This window comes from Thalassovita mediterranea (genome assembly GCF_001458435.1).
GTDB classification, from domain to species: Bacteria; Pseudomonadota; Alphaproteobacteria; order Rhodobacterales; family Rhodobacteraceae; genus Thalassobius; species Thalassobius mediterraneus.
In genome coordinates, this window is the sequence record NZ_CYSF01000018.1 from 63,781 (window position 1) to 88,006 (window position 24,226).

At 59.3% G+C, this 24,226-nt stretch carries 23 protein-coding genes; 15 read left to right on the forward strand and 8 right to left on the reverse strand.

The features are described 5' to 3' along the window. Positions 1-18: 18 nt before the first annotated feature. The 5 genes from TM5383_RS15360 to TM5383_RS15375 all read left to right on the forward strand — a co-directional run bounded on the left by TM5383_RS15360 (position 19) and on the right by TM5383_RS15375 (position 3,257). The gene (locus TM5383_RS15360) at positions 19-1,551 is read left to right on the forward strand and encodes an acyl-CoA carboxylase subunit beta (protein ID WP_058319925.1); all 1,533 of its coding nucleotides are present in this window, start codon (positions 19-21) and stop codon (positions 1,549-1,551) included. Positions 1,552-1,656: 105 nt separating this feature from the next. Further along, entirely contained in the window at positions 1,657-2,040 is a 384-nt protein-coding gene (locus TM5383_RS15365) for a hypothetical protein (protein WP_076400186.1), read from the forward strand. Next, positions 2,033-2,461 (forward strand): DUF6497 family protein, encoded by a 429-nt coding sequence (locus tag TM5383_RS15370; RefSeq protein ID WP_058319926.1) that lies wholly within the window; start codon positions 2,033-2,035, stop codon positions 2,459-2,461. Before TM5383_RS15365 ends, TM5383_RS15370 begins: the two co-directional genes overlap by 8 nt. 214 nt (positions 2,462-2,675) lie before the next feature. Further along, the gene (locus tag TM5383_RS16920; protein ID WP_197407419.1) at positions 2,676-2,819 is read left to right on the forward strand and encodes a hypothetical protein; all 144 of its coding nucleotides are present in this window, start codon (positions 2,676-2,678) and stop codon (positions 2,817-2,819) included. A gap of 87 nt (positions 2,820-2,906) precedes the next feature. Continuing rightward, a complete protein-coding gene (locus tag TM5383_RS15375) occupies positions 2,907-3,257 on the forward strand; it encodes a hypothetical protein (protein ID WP_058319927.1) in 351 nt (116 codons plus the stop codon). A 137-nt stretch (positions 3,258-3,394) separates the two neighbouring features. On the opposite strand, the gene TM5383_RS15380 is transcribed toward TM5383_RS15375, so the two are convergent. Further along, a complete protein-coding gene (locus tag TM5383_RS15380) occupies positions 3,395-4,531 on the reverse strand; it encodes a DcaP family trimeric outer membrane transporter (protein WP_058319928.1) in 1,137 nt (378 codons plus the stop codon). Between the two features lie 653 nt (positions 4,532-5,184). Here TM5383_RS15380 and TM5383_RS15385 point away from each other — a divergent pair. Then, positions 5,185-5,388 (forward strand): hypothetical protein, encoded by a 204-nt coding sequence (locus TM5383_RS15385; RefSeq protein ID WP_058319929.1) that lies wholly within the window; start codon positions 5,185-5,187, stop codon positions 5,386-5,388. Positions 5,389-5,528: 140 nt separating this feature from the next. Further along, a complete protein-coding gene (locus TM5383_RS15390; RefSeq protein ID WP_058319930.1) occupies positions 5,529-7,577 on the forward strand; it encodes an acetyl-CoA carboxylase biotin carboxylase subunit in 2,049 nt (682 codons plus the stop codon). Positions 7,578-7,801: 224 nt separating this feature from the next. Here TM5383_RS15390 and TM5383_RS15395 read toward each other — a convergent pair whose 3' ends face one another. Beyond that, complete coding sequence (locus tag TM5383_RS15395; protein WP_058319931.1) at positions 7,802-8,254, reverse strand: DUF4174 domain-containing protein; 453 nt, start codon at positions 8,252-8,254, stop codon at positions 7,802-7,804. Positions 8,255-8,409: 155 nt separating this feature from the next. Between TM5383_RS15395 and scpA the strand changes: the two genes are divergently transcribed. Further along, a complete protein-coding gene (gene scpA / locus TM5383_RS15400; RefSeq protein WP_058319932.1) occupies positions 8,410-10,539 on the forward strand; it encodes a methylmalonyl-CoA mutase in 2,130 nt (709 codons plus the stop codon). Positions 10,540-10,834: 295 nt separating this feature from the next. Here the strand turns inward: scpA and nhaA are convergent, their stop codons facing one another. Further along, positions 10,835-12,034, reverse strand: coding sequence for a Na+/H+ antiporter NhaA (gene nhaA / locus TM5383_RS15405; protein ID WP_058319933.1), 1,200 nt, complete (start codon positions 12,032-12,034; stop codon positions 10,835-10,837). A gap of 92 nt (positions 12,035-12,126) precedes the next feature. Here nhaA and TM5383_RS15410 point away from each other — a divergent pair, with 92 nt between their 5' ends. From TM5383_RS15410 to TM5383_RS15430, 5 genes are all read left to right on the forward strand, one after another. After that, positions 12,127-12,738 (forward strand): VOC family protein, encoded by a 612-nt coding sequence (locus TM5383_RS15410; RefSeq protein ID WP_058319934.1) that lies wholly within the window; start codon positions 12,127-12,129, stop codon positions 12,736-12,738. Beyond that, positions 12,735-13,229, forward strand: a complete 495-nt coding sequence (locus TM5383_RS15415; protein ID WP_058319935.1) for a GNAT family N-acetyltransferase — start codon at positions 12,735-12,737, stop codon at positions 13,227-13,229. Before TM5383_RS15410 ends, TM5383_RS15415 begins: the two co-directional genes overlap by 4 nt. Before the next feature lie 97 nt (positions 13,230-13,326). Then, a complete protein-coding gene (locus TM5383_RS15420; RefSeq protein ID WP_058319936.1) occupies positions 13,327-14,019 on the forward strand; it encodes a molecular chaperone DjiA in 693 nt (230 codons plus the stop codon). Continuing rightward, the gene (locus tag TM5383_RS15425; RefSeq protein ID WP_058319937.1) at positions 14,019-15,035 is read left to right on the forward strand and encodes an endonuclease/exonuclease/phosphatase family protein; all 1,017 of its coding nucleotides are present in this window, start codon (positions 14,019-14,021) and stop codon (positions 15,033-15,035) included. The genes TM5383_RS15420 and TM5383_RS15425 overlap by 1 nt, the downstream gene beginning before the upstream one ends. A 90-nt stretch (positions 15,036-15,125) precedes the next feature. Further along, the gene (locus TM5383_RS15430; protein ID WP_058319938.1) at positions 15,126-15,530 is read left to right on the forward strand and encodes a hypothetical protein; all 405 of its coding nucleotides are present in this window, start codon (positions 15,126-15,128) and stop codon (positions 15,528-15,530) included. On the opposite strand, the gene TM5383_RS15435 is transcribed toward TM5383_RS15430, so the two are convergent. From TM5383_RS15435 to TM5383_RS15450, 4 genes are all read right to left on the reverse strand, one after another. Then, the gene (locus TM5383_RS15435) at positions 15,531-17,114 is read right to left on the reverse strand and encodes a Ppx/GppA family phosphatase (protein WP_082645511.1); all 1,584 of its coding nucleotides are present in this window, start codon (positions 17,112-17,114) and stop codon (positions 15,531-15,533) included. 119 nt (positions 17,115-17,233) lie between these two features. Then, a complete protein-coding gene (locus TM5383_RS15440) occupies positions 17,234-19,408 on the reverse strand; it encodes an RNA degradosome polyphosphate kinase (RefSeq protein WP_058319939.1) in 2,175 nt (724 codons plus the stop codon). Between the two features lie 133 nt (positions 19,409-19,541). Continuing rightward, the gene (locus TM5383_RS15445; protein WP_058319940.1) at positions 19,542-20,243 is read right to left on the reverse strand and encodes a P-loop NTPase family protein; all 702 of its coding nucleotides are present in this window, start codon (positions 20,241-20,243) and stop codon (positions 19,542-19,544) included. Then, positions 20,240-21,307 carry an AI-2E family transporter gene (locus TM5383_RS15450; RefSeq protein ID WP_058319941.1) on the reverse strand — a complete coding sequence of 356 codons (1,068 nt, stop codon included), beginning with the start codon at positions 21,305-21,307 and terminating at the stop codon, positions 20,240-20,242. Before TM5383_RS15450 ends, TM5383_RS15445 begins: the two co-directional genes overlap by 4 nt. A gap of 253 nt (positions 21,308-21,560) precedes the next feature. On the opposite strand from TM5383_RS15450, the gene TM5383_RS15455 reads away from it, so the two are divergent. Together TM5383_RS15455 and proS are read left to right on the forward strand one after the other, a co-directional pair. Further along, complete coding sequence (locus TM5383_RS15455; RefSeq protein WP_058319942.1) at positions 21,561-21,977, forward strand: hypothetical protein; 417 nt, start codon at positions 21,561-21,563, stop codon at positions 21,975-21,977. A gap of 144 nt (positions 21,978-22,121) precedes the next feature. Beyond that, positions 22,122-23,474 (forward strand): proline--tRNA ligase, encoded by a 1,353-nt coding sequence (gene proS / locus TM5383_RS15460; RefSeq protein ID WP_058319943.1) that lies wholly within the window; start codon positions 22,122-22,124, stop codon positions 23,472-23,474. Between the two features lie 17 nt (positions 23,475-23,491). On the opposite strand, the gene TM5383_RS15465 is transcribed toward proS, so the two are convergent. Then, complete coding sequence (locus TM5383_RS15465; RefSeq protein WP_058319944.1) at positions 23,492-24,175, reverse strand: DUF2306 domain-containing protein; 684 nt, start codon at positions 24,173-24,175, stop codon at positions 23,492-23,494. Between the last annotated feature and the right edge of the window lie 51 nt (positions 24,176-24,226).

A 24,226-nucleotide genomic window follows, 5' to 3' on the forward strand; every position in this document is an offset into this window, starting at 1 on the left:
ACCATGAAGAGGTCCGTCATGAAAGATATTCTCCAGCAACTGGAAGACCGCCGTGCCGCCGCCCGTCTTGGGGGTGGTCAGCGCCGCATCGACAGTCAGCATGCCAAAGGCAAGCTGACCGCCCGTGAACGCATCGAACTGCTGCTTGATGAAGACAGCTTTGAAGAGTTTGACATGTTCAAGACACACCGCTGCACCGAGTTCGGGATGGAGGCTGACAAGCCTGCAGGCGACGGTGTGATCACCGGCTGGGGCACCATCAACGGCCGTATGGTCTATGTCTTCTCGCAGGACTTTACCGTATTCGGCGGTTCGCTGTCGGAAACCCACGCGCAGAAGATTTGCAAAATTCAGGACATGGCGATCCAGAACGGTGCGCCGATCATCGGTCTGAACGATTCCGGTGGCGCACGTATTCAGGAAGGCGTCGACAGCCTTGCGGGTTATGCCGAGGTGTTCCAGCGCAACATCATGGCCTCGGGCGTGGTGCCGCAGATTTCCGTCATCATGGGCCCGTGCGCCGGTGGTGCGGTGTATTCGCCTGCGATGACCGACTTCATCTTTATGGTCAAAGACACCTCTTACATGTTTGTGACCGGTCCTGACGTTGTAAAAACCGTGACCAACGAGGTTGTGACCGCCGAAGAACTGGGCGGCGCAAGCACCCACACCAAGAAATCGTCGGTTGCCGACGCGGCCTTTGAAAACGATGTTGAGGCCCTAGCCGAAGTGCGTCGTCTGGTCGACTTCCTGCCGCTCAACAACCGCGAAAAGCCGCCGGTGCGTCCCTTCTTCGATGAGCCGGGCCGGATTGAAAACTCGCTCGACACGATCGTGCCGGAAAACCCCAACACGCCCTACGACATGAAGGAACTCATCACCAAGGTGGCGGATGAAGGGGATTTCTACGAGATTCAGGAAGACTACGCCAAAAACATCATCACTGGCTTCATCCGTCTGGAAGGTCAGACCGTGGGTGTTGTGGCCAACCAGCCGATGGTTCTGGCGGGCTGTCTGGACATCGACGCCAGCCGCAAGGCCGCGCGTTTTGTCCGCTTCTGCGACTGTTTTGAAATTCCGATCCTGACGCTGGTTGATGTTCCGGGCTTCCTGCCGGGCACGTCGCAGGAATATGGCGGCGTGATCAAACACGGTGCGAAACTGCTGTTCGCCTATGGTGAAGCAACCGTTCCCAAGGTGACTGTGATCACCCGTAAAGCCTACGGCGGTGCCTATGACGTTATGGCGTCCAAGCACTTGCGCGGTGATTTCAACTACGCTTGGCCCACTGCTGAAATCGCGGTGATGGGTGCCAAAGGCGCGACCGAGATTATCCACCGTGCCGATCTGGGCGACGCCGACAAGATCGCGGCGCACACCAAAGACTACGAAGACCGTTTCGCTACCCCGTTTGTGGCGGCAGAACGTGGCTTCATTGATGAGGTGATCCAGCCGAAATCGACCCGTCGTCGTGTGTCCCGTGCGTTTGCCAGCCTGCGTAACAAGCAGCTGAAAAACCCGTGGAAAAAACACGACAACATTCCGCTGTAAGCAACCTGTCGCCACATCTGTGGCGTCCTGCACCCGTCCGATTTTGCGGCGGGTGCCATTCTCCCCCCGTTGGGCGGTCGATGACTGCCATCAAGGAACCTTTGTATGACCCGCCGCACCCGCAGCACATGGCATATCCAACGCGAAGGCGACACCCTGACGGTGGCGCGGCGTATGCCTGTGCGGCTGGACGTGGCGGCAGAGGCGTCCTTTCCGGCCTGCAATCGTTTGGTGCTGGCGCAACAGATCCGTCAGGATTTGTGGCGGCGCCTGCAACGGTTGCGCGGCTTTGCCCCCGTGGTGCAGGTGGTGCGCGAAGCAGATGGTCTGCGCGTCACGGCAGGCGGTCAATTGGACGCGGCAGCGCCCGAGCATACGTCGGCGCATGTCGCTGATATGCTGAACGCCCCGCATCTGCGCCAGCGCTGGATTGCGCATGCCAGCAAACAGGCCGCGACACCATCCGTCGGGGAGGCGCGTGATGTTTGATCGTTCCCTGACCACTGTGGCAACCCTATGCACCCTTTGCGCCGCGTCTGTCACCGCATCTGCCGCCATGGCACAACCGGTGGAGGCCGCAGCGCCCTCTGGTCTGGCGCTACGTCTGCTCGATCAGCGGATCGAGGCACACTATGACGGCAGCACCCTAGCGCGCTATCGCTTCGTGGCGCCTGCGCTGGCCGAAGGTGTGCAATACGATTCGGTCGCGGATGATTTTGCGTACCTGTGCGAATCCTATGCTTTGCCCGATTTGGCTATGTCGCAGAATGATTCCTCGCGCGATGTGGCGCAGATCATTATCTCTTTTTCGTCCAAAGAACTGGAGTTTGGGGCAACAGCCCCTGAAATCGTCCAATTTTTTGAGGTTTTCCGTGTCGAAAACGACCGCTGCATCTGGGAGGCATTCTGATGTCTCTACAATATGTTGCGGCTTCTTCCCTTTCTCAGGCTTCGGTTGCGGCTTTGGTGACACAGCTGCGTGTGCAGCGTGCGGTTTTGTGGCCCTTTGATGCGGTTCGCTGTATGATCACCGCGGGCGCACGCAGTGGCGCCCATACCTCAACTTGGGGGCAGGTAGGGGCACATGCCCTTGTTTTATTGGTGAAGAACGACAGGAGAATCACATGTCGAACCGTATCAAAGCTGTTCTGGCCGTTGGCCTCGTTGCTGCTCTGGCAGCCTGCGCACAGCAAGCAGAAGAAGAATTCGTTGTGGTCGAGCCCGAACCGATCTCGGTTGAGCCCGTCTACACCGGCAAATACAAGTAACGCAGGCACTCGCCTCGTCACACAGGAACAGGCCGTGGGTCGGCCTGTTCCGGTCTACCCGCGCGCCCTTACACAAGGGAGCAGACCATGCTGAAACATCGCGGGTTTCCGGGCCGTATGCCCAGCACCGATTACCAATTCACCATCCGCCGTGCGAACCCCAAGGGGGCGACCCCTTTGATTGCGCGCGAACGCTACCGCGACCGCCGTCCACCGGATCGGCGCGCCGATACCGCCTTCATGAAGGCGTTGTGGGAACATTTCGGCGATCAGCCGTTTGAGCGGGGCAATCTGGATGGGGGCCGCCTCAGTTGGCTGTTTGGCCGAGAGGTCGTATCTGCCGAAGAAAATTTCGATCCCGTAAGCTACGAAGCGCTGCTCGTCATTGACGAAGCCAAGGCGCGCGCCGCTTTCCCAGAGGCGTTTGAGGATATTTGATGGGGCGCACGGGTGCATATCACACCTGTGGTCGTCAAAAGACGGCCCCGCCGCAGGTGCGCAGCATGGGCTGCGCGCCGTTTGGGCGGGACCGCATCGAAGGGCCAGTTGCTGGCCCTTCCGAGGGATCGCACAGATCAGAAGTTCAGCTGGGCCGACAACTGGATCCGATCGTCATTGAACGACTGCCCCGTAAGGGTGTCGTTGCGTTCCCCGAAGAAGTATTCCGCACCGAGGGTCAGATCGTCCGTCAGGTTATAAAAGGCATTGACGTGGACGGTTTCCAATTCGGTGAAGGACCGCGCGCCGGTCGAGGTGGGCAGGTCGTATTCCTCACGTCCGTAGGCGATGCCGACGTTCCATTTGTCGCCGATGCTGTGGCGGTATTCGATGGTGAAACCTTCGACATCGTTGGCCACACCGCCGACCGCTGCACTGCCGCCGCCGATCAACAGCGGGCCCAGCGCTTCGCCGCTGACGTAGGTGGCCTGAAACAGTCCGCCCGCCCAGGGGCGGATGCTGCCGGACACGGTGACACCGGTTTGGTCGATCTCGGTGCCGCCCACCTGCACGCTGCCGGTCAGGCCAGCGATGCGTGCGTTCCATTTGTCGCCGTTATAGGCGGCAGCCGCGGTGAAAACCGGATCCGCCGAGGCGGCGCTGTTTTCCTCGATCGAGGCCGAGAAGGTCACGTTATCCCATGTGTTGGTGTAGCGAATTTGGGGAACACGGGCGAAACTGATTCCGACGGGGCCAGTGAACTCTACCGTGGTGGGGTAGTGGTTCAGCGGCATGAAGTTGGTCCAGTCCTGACCGATCAGCCATCTGCCGTCGATATCAATGCTGGCATGGCGCAGGCGCAGCTCTGCGGTGCCGTTCGACCCGAACAGATCCAGTTCCAGCTTGCCGGTCACATCACCAAAACTGGTTGCGGTGGTGCTGCGAATACCCAGCCGCGATTGGCGCGCTGTGGCACCGAAATCACCGTCGATCGCGTTGGCGGGTTCGCCGATGCTGGTGACCGACGCGCTGTCACCTTGAGCAAAGTCGTTTTCAAGGAAGAAGTCGGCCTTGAGATAACCGTAGATATCAACGGACGTGCCGCCGAAACTGAGGTCACCGACCGGACCTGTGCCCGCTTCCAGTGCGGCGACACGCGCGCGCAGTTCGTCCAATTCGGCTTTGGTGCCGTGACCATCGGCGAAGGCAGCTGTGCCAGCGGCGCTGACACCCAGCGCGGCCAGTGTCAGCAGCTTGGTTGGTTTGATCGTCATGAGATGGGTCCTTTCCCTAGCGTAGCCTGCCACATGCGTCCCATGGTCGCGCCCCACGACGAAATGACATCGGTGCGAGCCGCCGTGACTTTCTCATCGCCCAAAAATGAGTGGAATGTGACGCCGGGGCTAAATCAGGCGAATTTGCCTGCTATGGCATTGGAAACCCGTTCCGCTGGATTGTGCGCCCTGCGTGAAAGACAGATCCGATTTGCGCACTACGCTGCCGCAACCGGCGATCTGTGTAACGGTTTTGTGACGCCTGCATGTGGCGCGCTACCCTTCAGCGTAGACGCTGGTTTCGGCGGGAACTTGCCTTGGTTGTCCACAATTGAGCAGGAAGCGGCCCATTTCGCGGAGGTTGCTGGCGCGCGCTTGGCTGGGGCGATGGCCTCAGGCACCGTGGAGACAGTTGCGAACGCCCCAAAGCCTGGGGGCGCCGCAATCGCTTGTGTCCCAAGCCCAAACCCTTCCCCTCAAGGGCGGAGGTGCCAGTCTGCGGCACCTTCGTCCTCTTTTTTTGCCGCAGCGTGCCCGCCCGCGCCGCGCAAGCAGAGCTTTGCCGATTTCACCCGTATGGCGCCTCAGCGCTTGGCAAAGTGTGGCAAAGGCGGTGAACTCTCTTTGGAAACAACACAAAAGAGAGGCCACTCATGTCTGCAAAAATCTGGATTCTCGCAGCGGTCGCGGCGACCGGCCTGTCGGCCTGCGGTGACACGGTCGGCGAGCGCGCGCTTTATGGCGCAGGCGCAGGTGTCGCAACTGCCGCGGTCATTGATGGAAACATCGGTGCCGGCGCAATTGCTGGCGCTGCGGCCAACGTCGCTTACTGCGAAGCATACCCGTCACGCTGCTGATGCGGCGCTGACTGCTGTGCAGGTTCGTCCTGCGCAGCCTGTAGAATTGAACCCCACCGTGGCCCTGCGCTGCGGTGGGGTTTTTGTTGCCATGTGTCCGGACGCGATGCGTGCGGGCGCCAATTTGGAAGGGACGAGAAATGTTCAATAAGATCCTGATCGCGAACCGGGGCGAAATCGCCTGCCGCGTTATCAAGACGGCCCGCAAGATGGGCATTCAGACCGTGGCCATCTATTCGGACGCCGACAAACAGGCGCTGCATGTGAAAATGGCGGATGAAGCCATCCACATCGGCCCGCCGCCGGCGAACCAATCCTACATCGTCATCGACAAGGTGATGGACGCGATCCGCCAGTCGGGCGCGCAGGCGGTTCACCCGGGCTACGGCTTCTTGTCCGAAAACTCCAAGTTTGCCGAGGCGCTGGAAGCCGAAGGCGTCGCCTTCGTCGGCCCGCCTAAAGGCGCAATTGAAGCGATGGGGGATAAAATCACCTCCAAGAAGATCGCCCAAGAGGCAGGCGTGTCTACCGTTCCGGGCTACATGGGCCTGATCGAGGACGCCGAAGAAGCGGTGAAAATCTCGAACCAGATTGGCTATCCGGTGATGATCAAAGCCTCCGCCGGTGGTGGTGGTAAAGGCATGCGGATCGCATGGAACGACGACGAAGCGCGCGAAGGCTTCCAGTCGTCTAAGAACGAAGCGGCCAACAGCTTTGGCGATGACCGTATCTTTATTGAAAAGTTCGTGACCCAGCCGCGTCACATCGAAATTCAGGTTCTGTGCGATGCGCACGGCAACGGCATCTACCTGAACGAACGTGAATGTTCGATCCAGCGCCGGAACCAGAAGGTTGTCGAAGAGGCGCCGTCGCCCTTCCTGGACGAAGCGACCCGTAAAGCGATGGGCGAACAGTCCGTCGCACTGGCCAAAGCCGTGGGCTACGCCAGCGCCGGTACTGTGGAATTCATCGTTGATGGCGATAAGAACTTCTACTTCCTCGAAATGAACACCCGTCTGCAGGTGGAACACCCTGTGACCGAACTGATCACCGGTGTTGATCTGGTCGAACAGATGATCCGCGTCGCCAATGGCGAAGAGCTGACCATCAAGCAAGAAGACGTGCAGATTAACGGCTGGGCGATTGAAAACCGCGTCTACGCCGAAGATCCCTATCGTAACTTCCTGCCGTCGATCGGTCGTCTGACCCGCTACCGTCCGCCAGCGGAAATCGCTGCAGGTCCGATGCAGGACAACGGTAAATGGGCCGATGACGCCACCATTGGTGACAGCTTTGCTGTGCGTAACGATACCGGCGTCTTTGAAGGCGGCGAGATTTCGATGTACTATGACCCGATGATCGCGAAACTCTGCACATGGGCGCCGACCCGTGGGGAGGCGATTGAGGCCATGCGCAACGCGCTGGATGGCTTTGAACTGGAAGGCATTGGTCACAACCTGCCGTTCGTCAGCGCCGTGATGGACCATCCGAAATTCATCAGCGGTGACATGACCACCGCCTTCATCGCCGAAGAATACCCCGAAGGTTTCGAAGGTGTGGACCTGCCGGAAGAGGCGCTGAAGCGTATTGCCGCGGCCTGTTCCGCAATGCACCGCGTTGCTGAAATTCGCCGCACCCGCGTGTCGGGCCGTATGGACAACCACGAACGCCGCGTTGGCACCGATTGGGTTGTGACCCTGCAGGGCACCGAATTCCCCGTGTCCATCGCTGCGGATCACGATGGGTCCACCGTAACCTTCGCAGATGGCAGCAGCCACCGCGTTGCGTCCGAATGGACGCCGGGTGATCAGCTGGCGAACCTGACCGTTGACGGTGACCCGCTGGTGCTGAAGGTCGGCAAAATCTCGGGCGGTTTCCGCATCCGCAGCCGTGGCGCCGACCTGAAGGTGCACGTGCGCACCCCGCGTCAGGCCGAACTGGCCAAGCTGATGCCGGAAAAACTGCCGCCGGACACCTCGAAAATGCTGCTTTGCCCGATGCCGGGTCTGATCGTGAAGGTCGACGTGGAAGTGGGCGACGAAGTGCAGGAAGGTCAGGCGCTGTGCACCGTTGAGGCGATGAAGATGGAAAACATCCTGCGCGCCGAGAAGAAAGCCGTGGTCAGCAAGATCAACGCGGCACCGGGCGACAGCCTTGCCGTGGATGATGTGATCATCGAGTTCGAGTGAGCCTTGGCCCGCCGTTACGCCATATCCCCCGCGACAAAGCGGGGAGAGGCCTACGCAAATACCTCTGTGTATTTGCGTAGCGCTTCTTGTGATGTGACGGCGGGCGCAACACTCGATATTGAATTGCCGCGCCTGACCCGCAGGGGTGGGTGCGAAGCGCCCGCCCCATGGGGGGCGGGTCGGGCGCTGCCTGTGACTGTGTCACAGGCAATGAATGCTGGGCCTCACTCCTTGCCCAGCTCTACCCGTATCTCTTGTTGCCGTGTTGGCCATTTGTCGATGGACCGGGTGATTTCGCGCACCGTCCACGGGGCCGGTTTGCGCAGTTTGATGCCGCCGTCCTTGTCGATCAACGCCAGCATGAAGCCGCGCGGGCGCAGTTTCTTGCGCAGGGCAGACTTTGCCTTTGGGTCGGTGTCCGTCAGGATCACCACATCGCGCAGCAGCAATTCCTCTACGTCGGCTTCCAGAAACCGCATCTGTTCCACAAAACGTGGGTCCGCAGCGGCATCGGCAAAAACGACGATGGGCCGTTTGGTCCACAGAAAATCCTCCAGCGCAACCTCCGCGCTGTCGACGATAGGTAACTCTGGCGTTGCACTCGCCTCTTGTGCCAATCCGGCGCTGGCGCCGAAGGGCAGGGATAAAACCGCAAGAATTCCAAATACGTGTCGCATCAAAGCAAAGCCTCCTGTCGATCAAGATATAGGCATCTCTGCGCCGATTGCGACCACGAAACACATGAAAACACCTGTGGCCCCATCATCTGGGACCACCTGCCACAGCCATCCGCATAGCGCGCCCCTCCTGGCGCAGACGAAAGGACGATAGCATGACCAACAGCAACGAAGATTGGCGCAAACTCGCCGAAAAAGAACTCCGCGGGCGCCCGCTGGAGGATCTGACCTGGAAGACGCTGGAAGGCATCGACATCAAGCCGCTTTACACGGCTGAGGACATCAAGGATCTGCCCCACGTTTCGACCACGCCGGGGTTCGCGCCCTTTACCCGTGGTGTGAAGGCGACGATGTACGCGGGCCGTCCTTGGACCATCCGTCAGTACGCAGGTTTTTCGACCGCCGAGGAATCGAACGCCTTTTACCGCAAAAACCTTGCCGCTGGTCAGCAGGGTGTTTCCGTGGCCTTCGATCTGGCAACGCACCGTGGCTATGACAGTGACCATGAACGTGTTGTGGGTGACGTGGGCAAGGCAGGCGTTGCGATTGACAGCGTTGAGGATATGAAAATCCTGTTCGACGGTATCCCGCTGGACAAGGTGTCGGTGTCGATGACCATGAACGGCGCGGTGATCCCGATCCTTGCCAGCTTCATCGTTGCAGGTGAGGAGCAGGGCCACGACAAGTCGCTTCTGGCAGGCACCATTCAGAACGACATTCTGAAAGAGTTCATGGTGCGCAACACCTACATCTACCCGCCAGAGCCGTCGATGCGGATCATTTCGGACATCATCGAATATACCTCGAACGAAATGCCGAAGTTCAACTCGATCTCGATCTCGGGCTACCACATGCAGGAGGCGGGCGCGAACCTGGTGCAGGAACTGGCCTACACCATCGCCGATGGCCGCGAATATGTGCGGGCCGCGATCAATGCGGGCATGGACGTGGATAAATTCGCCGGTCGTTTGTCGTTCTTCTTTGCCATCGGCATGAACTTCTTCATGGAGGCGGCGAAACTGCGTGCAGCGCGGACGCTGTGGTATCGCGTGATGGAAGACTTCGGCGCCAAGTCTGAGCGTTCCAAAATGCTGCGCACCCACTGCCAGACCTCGGGCGTGTCCTTGCAGGAACAGGATCCCTATAACAACGTGATCCGTACCGCCTATGAGGCGATGTCAGCGGTTCTGGGCGGCACTCAGTCGCTGCACACCAACGCGCTGGACGAAGCGATCGCACTGCCGACCGAATTTTCGGCTCGGATCGCCCGCAACACCCAGATCATCCTGCAGGAAGAAACCGGTGTCACCAACGTGGTCGATCCGCTGGCCGGCTCTTACTACGTTGAAAGCCTGACCGAAGAGCTGATCGAAAAAGCCTGGGATCTGATCCAAGAGGTTGAGGCGATGGGTGGTATGACCAAGGCTGTGGCCTCTGGCATGCCGAAACTGCGGATCGAGGAGTCGGCGGCCAAACGTCAGGCGATGATCGACCGTGGCGAAGAGGTGATCGTTGGCGTGAACAAATACCGCCTCGCCGAAGAAGACCAGATCGACATTCTGGACGTGGACAACGTGGCGGTACGCGAAAGCCAGATCGCCCGCCTGAACCAGATCCGCGCCACCCGTGATGAGGCGGCCTGCACCGCTGCACTGGATGCGCTGACCAAAGGCGCCAAAGAGGGCGGCAACCTGCTGGCACTGGCTGTCGAAGCAGCCCGCGCCCGCGCAACCGTTGGGGAAATCAGCATGGCAATGGAGAAGGAATTCGGCCGTCACCGCGCCGAAGTGAAGACCCTCGCAGGCGTCTACGGCGCCGCCTATGAAGGCGACGAAGGTTTCGCCAACATCCAGAAATCCATCGAAGAGTTCGCCGAAGCAGAGGGGCGTCGCCCGCGTCTGTTGGTGGTGAAGATGGGTCAGGATGGTCACGACCGTGGCGCCAAGGTGATCGCAACCGCCTTTGCCGACATTGGTTTTGACGTCGACGTAGGCCCGCTGTTCCAAACCCCAGCAGAGGCCGCGCAGGATGCGGTGGACAACGACGTGCACGTCGTCGGTATCTCGTCTCAGGCGGCAGGTCACAAAACACTGGCCCCGCAGCTGATAGAGGCGCTGAAGGAAAAAGACGCCGAAGACATCATCGTGATCTGCGGCGGCGTGATCCCGCAGCAGGACTACGAGTTCCTGAAAAACGCAGGCGTGAAAGCGATCTTTGGTCCAGGCACCAACATCCCAGAGGCTGCGCAGGATATCCTGAACATCATCCGCGAAGCCCGCGCCTGATCGGGTCAAAGCGATCCGTTAAACAACTAGAAAGCCCCGGCAGCTGCGCGCTGTCGGGGCTTTTTGTTAGGCTATTGGAGTACCCAGCAACTCCTCTGAGAAGATACGATAAGTGAACAAGTGATGTAGCCGCGCACGAACCGAGGGGCGAAGCGAAGCGCCCGCCCCGTGGGGGCGGTTCGGGCGCTGCCAAATCTTTGATTTGGCATTTTTTCTTGCTCGTTTGCAGCACGCGAAAAAGGCGCCCACCTGCATGAGGGGGCGCCTTTCTTAGGTCTCCTGATAGCGTTGGGGGTTAGGCGTTGGCCGCCTCACCTGTGGCCTCAGTAGCCTCATCCGCTTCTTTGTTGCTGGCCACCCACAGGGCCGCCGCGCCAAGGATCGCAGAGATGGCAGAGCCGGACAGAACGCCCATGCGCACCTGGTTCATCATCGCCGCATCCGAGAAGGAGAGCGAGCCGATGAACAGCGACATGGTAAAGCCGATACCAGCCAAACAGGCGACGCCATAGATGTGTAGCCAGTTGGCGCCATGCGGCATACGGGCCAGGCCCGCCTTGACCATCAGGAAGGTGACGCCAAAAACGCCCGCCTGCTTGCCCAGGATCAGACCCAGCGCGATGCCCAGCGGCAGCGGTGCAAACAGATCGGCAATGGTCATGCCCTGCAGCACCACACCAGCGTTGGCAAAGGCAAAGACGGGGATGATCAGGTACAGCACATAGGGTGTCAGCGCGTGTTCCAGCGAATGCAGCGGGCTCTTGCCCCATTTGTCCTTCATCGGGATGCAGAAGGCGGTGATCACACCGGCCAGCGTCGCGTGAACGCCCGATTTCAGCACGAAGAACCACATCACCACGCCCAGAAGGATCATAGGCGCCATGCGGTGTGCGCCTTTGAGGTTCAGCCAGATCAACCCGCCCAGCGGTATCAGGGCCAGATAGAGGTAGTCGATTTTCAGCTCAGCCGTATAGAACAGCGCAATGATGATGATCGCGCCAAGGTCGTCCAAAATGGCCAGCGTCAGCAGAAATACCTTTAGCGAGGCAGGCGCACGGCTGCCCATCAGCGCCAGAATGCCCAGCGCAAAGGCAATATCGGTGGCCGCAGGGATCGCCCAGCCGGTGACCGAAGGCAAGCCCCAGTTCAGCGCCACAAAGATCAGCGCCGGCATCACCATGCCGCCCACGGCCGCCATACCGGGTAGCACGACATCTGCGGGGTTCTTCAGCTTGCCCTCCATCATCTCGCGCTTCAGCTCAAGACCGATGAGGAAGAAGAAGATCGCCATCAAACCGTCGTTGATCCACAGGATCAGCGGCTTTTTCAGGCCAACACCATCCAGAGTCACCGCGAAATAGGCGCCCAGAAAATCTTCATAAAAAACCGAAAGGGCAGAGTTTGCCACGATAAGTGCGGCGACCGCAGAGAGCATCAAAAGGATGCCTCCGGAGGCTTCGTGCCTGAAAAACTTGTCGATTGCCCGTAGAAGCATTGCGTTTCCTTTACTCTCTATCCGCGTTACCTATCAAACTGGATTTCACGATACTCAGTTTAATAACAACGACGTGGGGAAAGATCTGTTTAATGCTCACCTTAGATCATCTGGCCGTGGCGGCAAATACACTTGATGAAGGACAGGCCCATGTTCTTCAAACTTTGGGCATAAAAATGCAGCCCGGTGGGCAGCATGAACGGTTCGCCACCCATAATTTGCTGATCGGCCTGGCGGATGGCCTGTATCTGGAGGTGATCGCCATCGATCCTGCCGCGCGGGCGCCTGTGGATGCGCGGTGGTTCAACTTGGATCGTTTTGCAGGGGCAGCGCGTTTGCACAATTGGATCTGTCGCACGGATGACATGACCACAGCACTGGCGCAAATGCCCGCAGGGGCGGGGCGTATTGTTGATCTGGCCCGTGGGGATCTGCGCTGGAAAATGGCGGTGCCTGAGGATGGCAAACTGCCCTATGACGAGATGTGTCCGGCGTTGATTGAGTGGCAGGGGGCACATCCGGCGCCCCGTCTGGTGCAATCGGGCGCGCGGCTGACACGGTTGGAGGTGACCCACCCCCAAGGCGAAGCGCTGGCTGCTACTCTAGCGCCGCTGCTGGACGATCCGCGTGTGGTGATCACCGCTGGCGATGCGCCACTGATGCGCGCCTGTTTTGATGTGGCTGGGCAGGAACGCTGGCTATGACCGTTGTGATCAGACCCGCAGAACCGACCGACGCGCCAGACATTACTGTGATCTGGAACCGGATCATCGCGGACACCACAGTGACCTTCACCACCGATCTGAAAACAACTGATGGCATCGCTGCCGACATCACCGCTCGTCAGGCGGCAGGGCAGGGGTATCTGGTGGTGGTTGCGGGGGATCAGCTGCTGGGACTGGCCTGTTATGGGCCGTTTCGCGCAGGTCCGGGATATGCGCAGACGATGGAGCATACGATCTATCTGGCAGAGGGCGCGCAGGGGCAGGGACTGGGCCGCCGTTTGTTGACCGCGTTAGAGGATCACGCGCGCCATGCGGGTCTGCGGTGCCTGATTGCGGGGATCAGTGGCGAAAACAGTGGCGCGCAGCGATTTCATGCCGCGCAAGGCTATACAGAGGTGGGCAGACTGCCGCAGGTGGGCACAAAGTTCAGCCGTGCCCTTGATCTTGTGCTGATGCAGAAGCTTCTATAGGCGGGGCTTAGGCGTGTTTCGGCTGTTCAAGCGTTGTTGACCCCGATGTAACACAATAAACCCTGACAGCCTTAGAACGGCAGGATAAACTAACCGCATGTCCATTTGGAAACGCATAAGCGACGCGCTCAGCGCACTGACCAGTGGGGAACCGCTGAGCGAGATCTTTGATCGGCTGCGCACGCCGCCGGAACGCTCTGTTGCGTTTACCATCGCGGTGATCGCGCTGTCGGCGAAAATGGCCAAAGCAGATGGTCAGGTGACCCGTGATGAGGTTACCGCCATGCGCGAGGTGTTCCAGATCGCCCGTGAGGATGAGGCAGGGGCGGCACGTGTGTTCAATCTGGCCCGTCGCGACGTGGCAGGGTTTGAAGATTACGCGCTGCGTATTCGGCGAATGTTTGAAAACTCCGATGCCTGTCTGTGTGACCTGATGGAGGGGCTGTTCCACATCGCGATGGCGGATGGGACCTATCATCCGGCGGAAAACGATTTCCTTGCCCAAGTGGCTGAAATTTTTGGTCTGGAAGAACATGACTTCCGCGCGCTGCGCGCCCGGTTCGTTCCTGATGCAGCGCCTGATCCCTACACTGTTCTTGGGGTTAGCCCCGATACACCGGTGGCTGACATCCGTAAGGCGTGGAAGCAACAGGTGCGCGACACCCATCCTGATGCGATGATGGCCCGTGGGGTGCCGCAGGAAATGATCCGGATGGCGGAAAAACGGATGATTGACCTAAACAACGCCTGGGAAGAGATTACCTCTCTACGTGGTCCCGAAGCAGCCTGATGCGCATCGCCACCTATAACGTGGAATGGTTCAACGCCTTGTTTGATGACACGGGCGCATTGCTCGAAGATGGCCGCTGGTCCAAACGTCGCGATGTAACCCGTGCCGAACAGCTACAGGCGCTGGGCGATGTGTTTCGGGCCATGGATGCCGACGCGGTTATGGTGATCGAGGCGCCGGATGACAGTCGTCATCGCAGCACTGTTGTCGCCTTGCAGGCTTTTGCAGAACGGTTTGGGTTGCGCACCGATCATGCGCTGATTGGGTTTGCCAATCACACCCAGCAGGAAATCGCGCTGCTTTATGATCCAAACGTGCTAAAGGCGCGGCATGATCCACAATCGGACCCCGAAGCGCCACGTTTTGATCAGACGCTGGCGATTGATCTGGATGTGGATGCACGCGCCGACAAGGTGCAGTTTTCCAAGCCACCGCTAGAATTGGCATTGGAAACAGCGGGCGGGTTCCAATTTCGCATGATCGGCGCTCATCTGAAATCAAAGGCCCCCTATGGCGCGCAGGGCCGTGATGCGGTGATGCGCGCATCCATCGCCAATCGGCGCAAACAGTTGGCGCAGGCGATCTGGCTGCGCCGTCGGGTCGAAGCGGTGCTGGCAGAGGGTACGCCGCTGATGGTGATGGGTGATCTGAATGATGGTCCGGGACTGGATGAGTATGAGGATCTCTTTGGTCGGTCATCGGTCGAGATTGTGCTGGGGGCGCAGGATCACGCAGGGGCGGAGAGGTGCCTTTATGATCCCCATGCCACAGGGGCATTGCGCAATCGCTGGGCGCAACCTTCGACCTCTCGGTTTTATCTGCCGCATGAAAAACGCTACCTTCAGGCACTGTTGGATTATGTGATGATTTCGCCAGATCTACGGGCGAAACGCCCTGAATGGCGGATCTGGCACCCGTTTGAGGATGAGGGTTGTTTCGGCGATGCGGATTTGCAGGCGGCGCTGTTGATGGCGTCGGATCATTTTCCGGTGGTGCTGGATATCGACATCGATTGATCGGGCGCAAATAGGCGAACTTTGGCCCGCCACATCACCCTATCCGCGCGCCACTCGGAATTGGGTGAGTTCGCGCCTATACTTGCTGCTATGACACATCGCCTGATCCCCGCCACGCTTTGCGTGTTTTTGACCCTGAGCCCCCTGACATTTGCGGCCGCCCAAGATGCAGCCCCAGATAAAGCGCCGGAAGAAGATGGTTTTTCCCTGATGGAGGAGGGCGCGAAGCTGTTCCTGAAAGGCATCATCGAAGAGATGGAGCCTGCGATTGACGGTCTCAACGATCTGACGGCAGAAATGGAACCCGCGTTGCGGCAGTTGCTGGATGAAATGGGGCCAGCATTGGCGGACCTGCTGGATCAGGTGGAGGATTTTACCCAATACCACCCACCGGAAATCCTGCCTAATGGCGATATCATCCTGCGCCGCAAACAGCCCGAGGAGGCGCCGGAAGAGGCACCAGAGGCGGGAACAAATGAGGCGATTGATCTCTGATCAGCGGATTTTGACCGTGACCTCAGCCTCCAACGCGCGGGCGAGGGACGCAAGGCGCGACCGCGCCACTTCGCCAAACAGCGGTTCTGCATCGGGGCTGAGTTTCAGGTGCAGCTCTTTCTTTTTCGGGAACAAGGTCAATTCGCCGATCTGTTGATCCGCGCGCGGCCACAGCATCGCGCCCAGACGCATCGCTTTGCCCAGCACTTCAGCGTCTTTGAGGTCTTTTTCATCCAGCAGATCGAAAATCCCCGGAAACCGGCTATCGGTGCTGCTGTTTTTGTAGCGGTTCATCAGCGCCAGCCCCAGAAACACCCGTTCCGAATGGCGCAAACCGCCAAGGTTGGCGCGGGTCACGTTGTCAAAACACAGTTCTGCTCGATAATCGGGGTGCGCGCGCCAGCTGACGTCATGCAACAGGCACGCAGCCTTGATCAGGCGTTTGCGTTCCCATTTCGCCGATTTGAACAGGGGCGAGACAAATTCATACAGCGTTTTACCGAACCCCGGCAGGCGGGCATCCTTGGCTTCGGCAAATCGGGCCGCCTCAATCAGCGGGTCGCGTTCACGCAATTCATCCGACATCTGTTCATACAGCATCCCCTCGCGGATCCCGTAGGAGGACACCGCGATGTCATGGGGTTTGAAGGTGCGGATCAGCCGTTTCAGCACTTCGCAGGTGATAGGGACGAGAATGATCCGTGCCTCGGAAATCCCGCAACTGCGGCGCAGCTCATCAATGCTGCGCTCTTCGATATAAGCGATGGTGTCGCGCACGGATTTGGCGTTCATCCGGTATTCATGCAGCACGTGTAGCGGGTAGCCGCGCCGGACCATGTCGATCTTGGCAATGGCACGCCATGAACCGCCGACCAGAAACAGGCGGTTGGGCTGTGGGCCCATTTCCTGCGCCAGATCTTCCATCACCGCGGCGATATGGGCTTTGCGGCCCTTCTTGCCGCCTTTCACATCGCGTAGTTTCAGCGGCCCGAGGGAAGAGGTGACGCGCTTGCCAACCTTGCCATCGTTAATCTCGGCCAGTTCCAGCGATGAACCACCGATATCACAGATTAGACCATAGGCCCCGGGCCAGCCGAGCAGCACGCCCTGCGCTGACAACCGCGCTTCTTCTTCACCATCAATGACATGCACGGTGATGCCGGTCTCTGCCAGCACCTCGGCGACGAAATCGGGGCCGTCGCTGGCCTCGCGCACGGCGGCGGTGGCAACGGCGGTGAGGGTGGATGCGTTCATCCCGTCGGCCAGTTTTTGGAACCGCCGCATTGCCGACAGCGCGCGTTTGCGTCCTTCGGGGTTCAGCTTGCCGGTTTCGGCGAGGCCTGCGCCAAGGGCACACATGATCTTTTCGTTGTAAAAATAGGCGGGCGAGCGTGCCGCGCCGTCAAAAACCACCATCCGAACAGAGTTGGACCCAACATCAATCACCCCAACACGGCTAAGCGCGCGGGACGAGGGATCGTTGAACAATGGTCGGCCAAAGGGCCCCCAATCCTCACCCACATCCCCCTGATTGGAGAGGGAGGTATTCCCGTTCTTTGGCGTCAGATCGGCGGGTGCTACCATGGCGATGTTCCTTCTTTCCAATACCTTGATGCCCCGCCAAGGCGGCGGGGTCAATCATTGGAAGTGGGGAAAAGGGCTGCGGTCTATCGCCGCCCTAGTGACGGGGGCGGTCGCCCGCATCAATCGTCGGTATGGGTCAGTTTCGGCACATCCTTCGCCCCGGCAGAGCCGCGACCAGACAGGGATGGGTTTTCCATAAAGAAACGGTGGCAGTTGAAATTGAACACACCTTCGGGGCGTTCGGCGCGGGTAAAGCTGCCATCGGGCGCCATCACCCAGCTTTGCGCCACATCGGCAAGGTTCGCCGCCATCACCTGGCTGACAATCTGCGCCTTCACGGTGGGGTTGGTGATTTCCACCAGCGTTTCCACGCGGCGGTTCAGGTTGCGGCCCATCCAGTCGGCGGAGGACATGTAAACCTTGGCCTTTTTCGACGGCAGCCCGTGGCCATTTCCGAAACAGGCGATGCGCGAGTGTTCAAGGAAACGACCGACAACCGATTTAACCCGAATGTTTTCGCTTAACCCTTTGATGCCCGGACGCAGCCCGCAGATGCCGCGGATCACGAGGGAGATCTTCACGCCCGCCTGACTGGCCTTGTAGAGCGCGTCGATAATCTCTGGATCGATCAGCGAGTTCATCTTCGCCCAAATCTCAGCAGGGCGTCCGGCGCGGGCGTGTTCGGCCTCTTTCTCGAAGTTTTCCAGAAGCCGCTGTTTCAGACCTTTGGGTGAAATAGCAAGGTTTTCTAGGCCTTGGGGTTCCACATAGCCCGACAGGTAGTTGAATACCTTGGTCGCATCGCGACCCAGATCCTCGTCACAGGTGAAGAGGCTCAGGTCTGTGTAAATCCGTGCGGTGATCGGGTGGTAGTTGCCGGTGCCGTAGTGGGTGTAGGTGACCAGCTTGTCACCCTCACGGCGTACCACGGTAGAGATTTTGGCGTGGGTTTTCAGATCCACAAACCCATACACCACATGCGCCCCCGACCGTTCCAGACGGCGGGACTGACGGATGTTCGCCGCCTCATCAAAACGCGCCTTCAGCTCGACCAGTGCGGTGACGGATTTGCCATCCTCCGCCGCTTCGCACAACGCCTCAACGATGGGCGATCGTTTGGAGGTCCGGTAAAGCGTCTGTTTGATCGCTACCACATTGGGGTCAGCCGCGGCCTGTTTCAGGAACCGCACCACCATATCAAAGGTTTCATAGGGGTGGTGCAGCAGCATGTCCTTCTGCTTGATCGCGGCAAACATATCGCCGTCGAAATCCTGCACCCGCTCCGGCACACGCGGGGTGAAACCCGGCCACAGCAGATCAGGGCGCTGATCCAGAACCAGTTCCTTCACATCGGCGATGCCGATCATGCCGTCCACTTCGACGATTTCATCGGTGTCGACGTGCAGTTCCTGCGTGATCACCGACTTCAGCATCGCTGGCGCGCCGGAAGAGATTTTCATACGCACCACCTCACCACGGCGGCGTCGTTTCAGGGCGACCTCAAATTCGCGCACTAGGTCTTCGGCCTCTTCCTCAACCTCCAGATCGCTGTCACGCAGCACGCGGAAGGTGCAGTGGCCCTTGATCGTGTAGCCGGGGAACAGTTTGTCGGTGAACAGCAAAAGCAGCTCTTCCAACGGCAGAAAACGATGCACGCCCTTGTCGCTGGGCAGTTCGACAAAACGACTGATCTGCGCGGGGATCGGCAACAGGGTGATCAGCTGGCGTTTGCTGGGGCGGCGTTCCAGTTGCAGCGCCAGTGAAAAACCAGTGTTGGGGATGAACGGAAACGGGTGCGCCGGATCCACCGCTAGTGGTGACAGGACAGGGAACACCTGATTAAGGAACACATCCTCAAGGTATTTCATATCCGCCTCAGGCACGCCGGACTGGTCGAGGATATGGATATCCTCATCCGCCAGTTGCTGACGCAGATCGTCAAAAATGCGCTGCTGACTCATCATCAGATTGCGGGCGTCTTCGTTGATCAGTTCCAGCTGCTGCCACGGCGCCAACCCATCGGCGGCGGGGGTTGTGCGCCCCTCACGCTTCAATTCGCGCAAGCCCGCGACGCGCACAGTGTAGAACTCATCCAAGTTGGTGGCCGAGATCGACAGGAAACGCACCCGTTCGAGGAGCGGCACCTTGGGATTTTCCGCCTCTTCCAGCACGCGCCAGTTAAAGCCCAGCCAGCTCAGCTCGCGGTTATGAAACCGTTCAGGGCCTTCGAGGTCCAGATCGGGCAGGGCGACGGGCGCGGGGAATGGGGCGTTCAGGAAATCGGCGTTCGACATGGGGGTTCCGGCGGGCTCTTCTTGGGGGTGCCTTGGGGGCAAGGGTCTGAAGCGTGCTTATGCGCGCAACATGTAAAGGATTGGTGACGCCTGCGGGTGTTGCCGCAATTGGCACATCTGCAGGATCGCGTGCTTAGGCTGAATTGTCCAGCAAATCAGGCAGTTCGCTTTGGCCCAGCACCTCTGCCGCCAGTTTGCGCGTCACGGGACGTTTGCGTTCCAGTGCGGCGCGGTCCAGTGCGGCGACCAGATCGCGTGCGGCATCAAAGCTGCGGTCCATGCGTGCGACCAGATAGGTGATCACGTCAGGTGCGGGCATCAATTGGCGGTCGGCAAACAGTTTGGTGATCACAGCGGCCAGAAGTTGATCATCGGGTTGGTCCAGCGTCACCGATTGCGTGCCCTGCATCCGGCTTTGCAGATCGGGCAGGGTCAGCCCCCACAGATGCGCCGGTTTGTCGGCAGTGACCAGCAGCGGAAACCCTTCGGCCAGCACCAGGTTGTGCAGGTGAAACAACGCTTCTTCCAGCTCGCGATTGCCTGCGATGTCCTGCACATCCTCGACCACAACGGGGCCCATGGCGACGGCGGGAATCGGCACATCGCCCAGATCAGTGGCCTTGAGGATCAGCGCGCCCGATGTGGCGGCCCAAACGTGGCTAAGATGCGTTTTGCCGGCGCCCTTGGGGCCGATGAGGGCCAGTTTGTGACCCGCCCAGTCCTGCCAGCGTTCAAGCAGAACAACCGCCATCGCATTGGCGGGGGACACAAAAAAGTCCCCGCGCCCCAGTGCTGGACGCACGGGTAGATCAAAACTCAGCTGGCGATGGTTCACTCGTTATGCTTTCCGGCATGTCCTTGATAGAGTCGCCCGCCCTTGTAATTGCCGATGGCAAAACGGGCAACCACACCAATAGAGGCGGCGACAGGAACAGCCACCAGCATACCGACAAACCCAAACAGCGTGCCAAAGACCGACAGGGCAAAGATCAGCCAAACCGGATGCAGGCCCACCGAATGACCCACCAGCTTGGGCGTCAGCACGTTGCCCTCGATCACCTGACCCAGAACAAAGATCCCAGCAACCAGCCCGATCGAAACCCAGTCGCCCCAGAATTGGAAAAGCGCCAGGCCGATGGCCAGCGCACCGCCAAACAGCGCGCCGATATAGGGGATGAAGGTCAGGCCACCAGCGACAAAACCGACCACAAGGCCGAACTGCAGCCCCACCACCATCAGCGCGATGGCATAATAGGTGCCCAGCACCAGACAGACAGTGCCCATGCCACGAATGAAGGAGGCGAGCGTTTTGTCGATTTGACCTGCCAGATCACGAATGACCGGCGCATGATCGCGCGGCAGCATATCGTCGACCTTGGCCACCATGTTGTCCCAATCCAGCAGCAGGTAAAACGCCACCACCGGCACGATCACCAACAGCATCACCACATTGATAATCGACATCGCGGACGAGAAGATCGCGTTCAGCAATTCGCCGCCTTTGGATTCGATGGTTTGCCCCACCTGCATAAGCGACTGGTTCAGGGTAGAGTTTTCATCGAGCAGCTGCGGGAACCGCCCGGTGAGGAAGGTCCAAAGATCGTTGAACGCTTGCGGCGCGACTTCGAACAGGGCCAGCGACTGGTTGATCAGCGACGGAACCACCAGAAACACAGCCAGCACAAACACCAAAACCGCGCCCAGCGATATCAGCACGGTTGCCAGAACACGGCTGGCGCCCAGATCCTCTAGCTTGTCGGCCACAGGATCGAGGAAATAGGCAATCGCACCGCCCAGCACAAACGGCAGGATCACATCCCCCAGATACCAAAGCGCCAGCGCCGATGCGGCGGTGGCGGCGGTCCAGTAGCCAACTTGTTCTTTGACGGGCAGTGCCATGCGGGATCCCCTAATGTGGAGTTGCGGTGTCATCGCGTAAAATTCTGCCTACCTATGTCGTCTGTTCAGCGGCGTAGATCAAGGGGCGTTGGGGCCGCTATCCTTTGCCCCTAACAGCGCATTCAGCCTCGAGTGTTTATGGCAAACGGTGAAAGGGGGGGGACGGACTGTTAGCTCTAAATCTGGCGTTTGGTAGACGTTGCCTATTCTTGTAAGATGCGTTGCATCGTAGGTGCTAGAAAAGGGGGGGGACGTGTGGACAAGGATTAGAGCAACAATCTCTGAGGCGTTCGATATTTTGTTTGGCCCCATACTTCTTTTATTGTTTTTGTCATTTGTGTTGTTGATCGTGGCGTGTGTGATTGGCTGGATAGAATTCGATTTTGACTATTGGTCCATCCGGTTCCTCGCTGTGATAATGGGGGGATATTGGTGCTACGCCTCTTGGGTTTTTGTGCGGGCAAAGGAATTTGAAACGCTTGCCGCCTTGTGGGCGGTTCCCGTTGTGTTCGGGATTTATGCAGGCTTTACGTATGTCCTGACCTTCACCTTTGATTTACCCAAAATCGTGACTTGGTTGGTGGGCCTTCTATTGGGGGCAGCGACGATGGGGATATGTGGTTTGTTGGCATCCCACGTATCCGAGCGGCTGAAAGCGCTTACCGAGTGAGGTGAAGTGCGTCGAGACTCGGGGTGTTGAAACTTGTTGCTTGGCGCCCTTGGGCGCCGAGAGGGGAGCCACCCCTTGCTTGCCTTTGCAACAGCAACTAAACCGGTCGAAACGTTGAAACTCTGTACCTCTAGAGAGAGCCCCATGCGCCTGTCCCGATATTTCCTGCCCGTTCTGAAAGAAAACCCGTCCGAGGCGCAGATTGTCAGCCACCGTCTGATGCTGCGCGCCGGTATGATCAAACAGCAATCTGCTGGTATCTATTCCTGGCTGCCGCTTGGCTTCAAGGTGCTGCGCAAGATCGAAAACATTGTTCATCAGGAACAGGCTCGCGCCGGTCACATTCCGATGCAGATGCCGACGCTGCAATCTGCGGATCTGTGGCGCGAGTCGGGCCGGTATGACGGCTACGGCGAGGAAATGCTGCGCATGCAGGACCGCCATGGCCGCGACATGCTGTTTTCGCCCACTGCTGAGGAGCTGTTCACCGATGTGTTCCGCGCCCACGTGAACAGCTACAAGGATCTGCCGCTGACCCTGTATCAGATTCAGTGGAAATTCCGCGATGAGATCCGTCCGCGTTTCGGCGTGATGCGGGGGCGCGAGTTCTACATGAAAGACGGCTACACCTTCGACCTGACCAAGGAAGATGCGCTGCACGCCTACAACCGTCACCTCGTCAGCTACCTGCGCACCTATGAGCGTATGGGCCTGCAGGCGATCCCGATGCGCGCTGATTCCGGTCCCATCGGGGGTGACAACACCCACGAATTCCTGGTGCTGGCTGAAACGGGTGAGTCCGAGGTGTTCTATGACCGCGAAATCACCGATCTGAAATTCGGCGATCGTCAGATTGATTACGACAACGTCGAACAGTGTCAGGCCGTGCTGGAGGAATTCACCTCGCGCTACGCTCGCACGGATGAAACCCATGACGAAGCGCTGTTCAACGAAGTCCCCGAGGAACGCCGCCGCGTTGCCCGTGGCATCGAGGTTGGCCAGATCTTCTACTTCGGCACCAAGTATTCCGAGGCGATGGGCGCCACTGTTCAGGGCCCCGATGGCAAACCGGGTGAGGTCCACATGGGCAGCCACGGCATCGGTGTCAGCCGTCTGCTGGGCGCGATCATCGAGGCGAGCCATGATGAAAACGGCATCATCTGGCCCGAAGGCGTGACGCCTTTCCACGTTGGGATTGTGAACCTGAAACAGGGCGATGACGAGGCTGACGCTGCCTGTGACGCACTCTACCAGAGCTTCACCGCCGCTGGGCTGGAGCCGCTTTATGATGATCGCAAGGAACGCGCGGGTGGCAAGTTTGCCACCATGGACCTGATCGGTCTGCCCTGGCGTATCACCGTTGGCCCGCGTGGTCTGAAAAACGGCGTTGTGGAACTGACCTGCCGCCGCACCGGCGCCAGCGAGGAGCTGCCGCCCGAACAGGCCGTGCAGAAGATCATCGAGATCTACGCACCGCATCGCGTCCACGTCTTCTGATTTTGGCGATAAGAGCGTTAGAAAGGCCATCCTACGGGGTGGCCTTTTTGCATTGAGGGCTTTGGGCGCCGCCGTGCGCGGCGGGTCAGGGTAAGGATCAGCCAGATGTTGAGCGGCCACGCCAGCACCTGCAGCGTCTCCTCAATCATTAGAGAACTGCCGCCGAACAGCAGTAGGACCAGCATCACTGGCGTCATCAGAAATGGCAGCGTGCCTGCGGTCAGCGCCAGGCCGTAGGTGGCCAGTATCCAGCGCCCGTGATTGCGGTAGTCCCGCAGCGCCAGCGCGTGCAGTGCAAGGATCAGTGCGACCACCCAGAAACTGCCCGCGATCAGGCGCCCATAGTAAAGGATTGATCCGCTGACATCCGGCCAGCGCAGCGGTAGGTAAAGCCCGCTGAGCGCGCCGAACATCGACAACAGCCAGAGGACCAGCCCCAGTTGCCGATGCTGGTGTCTGGCAAGCGGGGCCAGCGGCAGGCGCAGGATTTGCCACGCGCCCAGAATCAGAAACAGCGTTGCAGGCACGCCGTGTATCAGCAGCGCGGCAACCGGCACCTGTGACCGTGGGATGACTGTGGTGGCAAGGCTGACCTCGTATCCGCGGATGATCATCACGGCAGTCGGGGTCAATGCGGCGGCAAAGATTAGAACGCCCAGCATGAGCGATAGCGGCTGACGGTGGGAATATGCGGTTTGCATCTGTGTCTCCTATCCTGCGGGCGGTGGTGTGTTCGGGTTTTGGCAGTGCGG

What these genes read in the sequence shown, in the direction of transcription:
- TM5383_RS15420 (WP_058319936.1), top strand. Translation starts at nt 13,327, where the DNA reads ATGTCCATTTGGAAACGCATAAGCGACGCGCTCAGCGCACTGACCAGT.
- scpA (WP_058319932.1), top strand. Translation starts at nt 8,410, where the DNA reads ATGACCAACAGCAACGAAGATTGGCGCAAACTCGCCGAAAAAGAACTC.
- TM5383_RS15435 (WP_082645511.1), bottom strand. Translation starts at nt 17,114, where the DNA reads ATGGTAGCACCCGCCGATCTGACGCCAAAGAACGGGAATACCTCCCTC.
- TM5383_RS15395 (WP_058319931.1), bottom strand. Translation starts at nt 8,254, where the DNA reads ATGCGACACGTATTTGGAATTCTTGCGGTTTTATCCCTGCCCTTCGGC.
- TM5383_RS15375 (WP_058319927.1), top strand. Translation starts at nt 2,907, where the DNA reads ATGCTGAAACATCGCGGGTTTCCGGGCCGTATGCCCAGCACCGATTAC.
- TM5383_RS15465 (WP_058319944.1), bottom strand. Translation starts at nt 24,175, where the DNA reads ATGCAAACCGCATATTCCCACCGTCAGCCGCTATCGCTCATGCTGGGC.
- nhaA (WP_058319933.1), bottom strand. Translation starts at nt 12,034, where the DNA reads ATGCTTCTACGGGCAATCGACAAGTTTTTCAGGCACGAAGCCTCCGGA.
- TM5383_RS15430 (WP_058319938.1), top strand. Translation starts at nt 15,126, where the DNA reads ATGACACATCGCCTGATCCCCGCCACGCTTTGCGTGTTTTTGACCCTG.
- TM5383_RS15415 (WP_058319935.1), top strand. Translation starts at nt 12,735, where the DNA reads ATGACCGTTGTGATCAGACCCGCAGAACCGACCGACGCGCCAGACATT.
- TM5383_RS15380 (WP_058319928.1), bottom strand. Translation starts at nt 4,531, where the DNA reads ATGACGATCAAACCAACCAAGCTGCTGACACTGGCCGCGCTGGGTGTC.
- TM5383_RS15425 (WP_058319937.1), top strand. Translation starts at nt 14,019, where the DNA reads ATGCGCATCGCCACCTATAACGTGGAATGGTTCAACGCCTTGTTTGAT.
- TM5383_RS15440 (WP_058319939.1), bottom strand. Translation starts at nt 19,408, where the DNA reads ATGTCGAACGCCGATTTCCTGAACGCCCCATTCCCCGCGCCCGTCGCC.
- TM5383_RS15450 (WP_058319941.1), bottom strand. Translation starts at nt 21,307, where the DNA reads ATGGCACTGCCCGTCAAAGAACAAGTTGGCTACTGGACCGCCGCCACC.
- proS (WP_058319943.1), top strand. Translation starts at nt 22,122, where the DNA reads ATGCGCCTGTCCCGATATTTCCTGCCCGTTCTGAAAGAAAACCCGTCC.
- TM5383_RS15390 (WP_058319930.1), top strand. Translation starts at nt 5,529, where the DNA reads ATGTTCAATAAGATCCTGATCGCGAACCGGGGCGAAATCGCCTGCCGC.
- TM5383_RS15385 (WP_058319929.1), top strand. Translation starts at nt 5,185, where the DNA reads ATGTCTGCAAAAATCTGGATTCTCGCAGCGGTCGCGGCGACCGGCCTG.
- TM5383_RS15410 (WP_058319934.1), top strand. Translation starts at nt 12,127, where the DNA reads ATGCTCACCTTAGATCATCTGGCCGTGGCGGCAAATACACTTGATGAA.
- TM5383_RS16920 (WP_197407419.1), top strand. Translation starts at nt 2,676, where the DNA reads ATGTCGAACCGTATCAAAGCTGTTCTGGCCGTTGGCCTCGTTGCTGCT.
- TM5383_RS15360 (WP_058319925.1), top strand. Translation starts at nt 19, where the DNA reads ATGAAAGATATTCTCCAGCAACTGGAAGACCGCCGTGCCGCCGCCCGT.
- TM5383_RS15365 (WP_076400186.1), top strand. Translation starts at nt 1,657, where the DNA reads ATGACCCGCCGCACCCGCAGCACATGGCATATCCAACGCGAAGGCGAC.
- TM5383_RS15370 (WP_058319926.1), top strand. Translation starts at nt 2,033, where the DNA reads ATGTTTGATCGTTCCCTGACCACTGTGGCAACCCTATGCACCCTTTGC.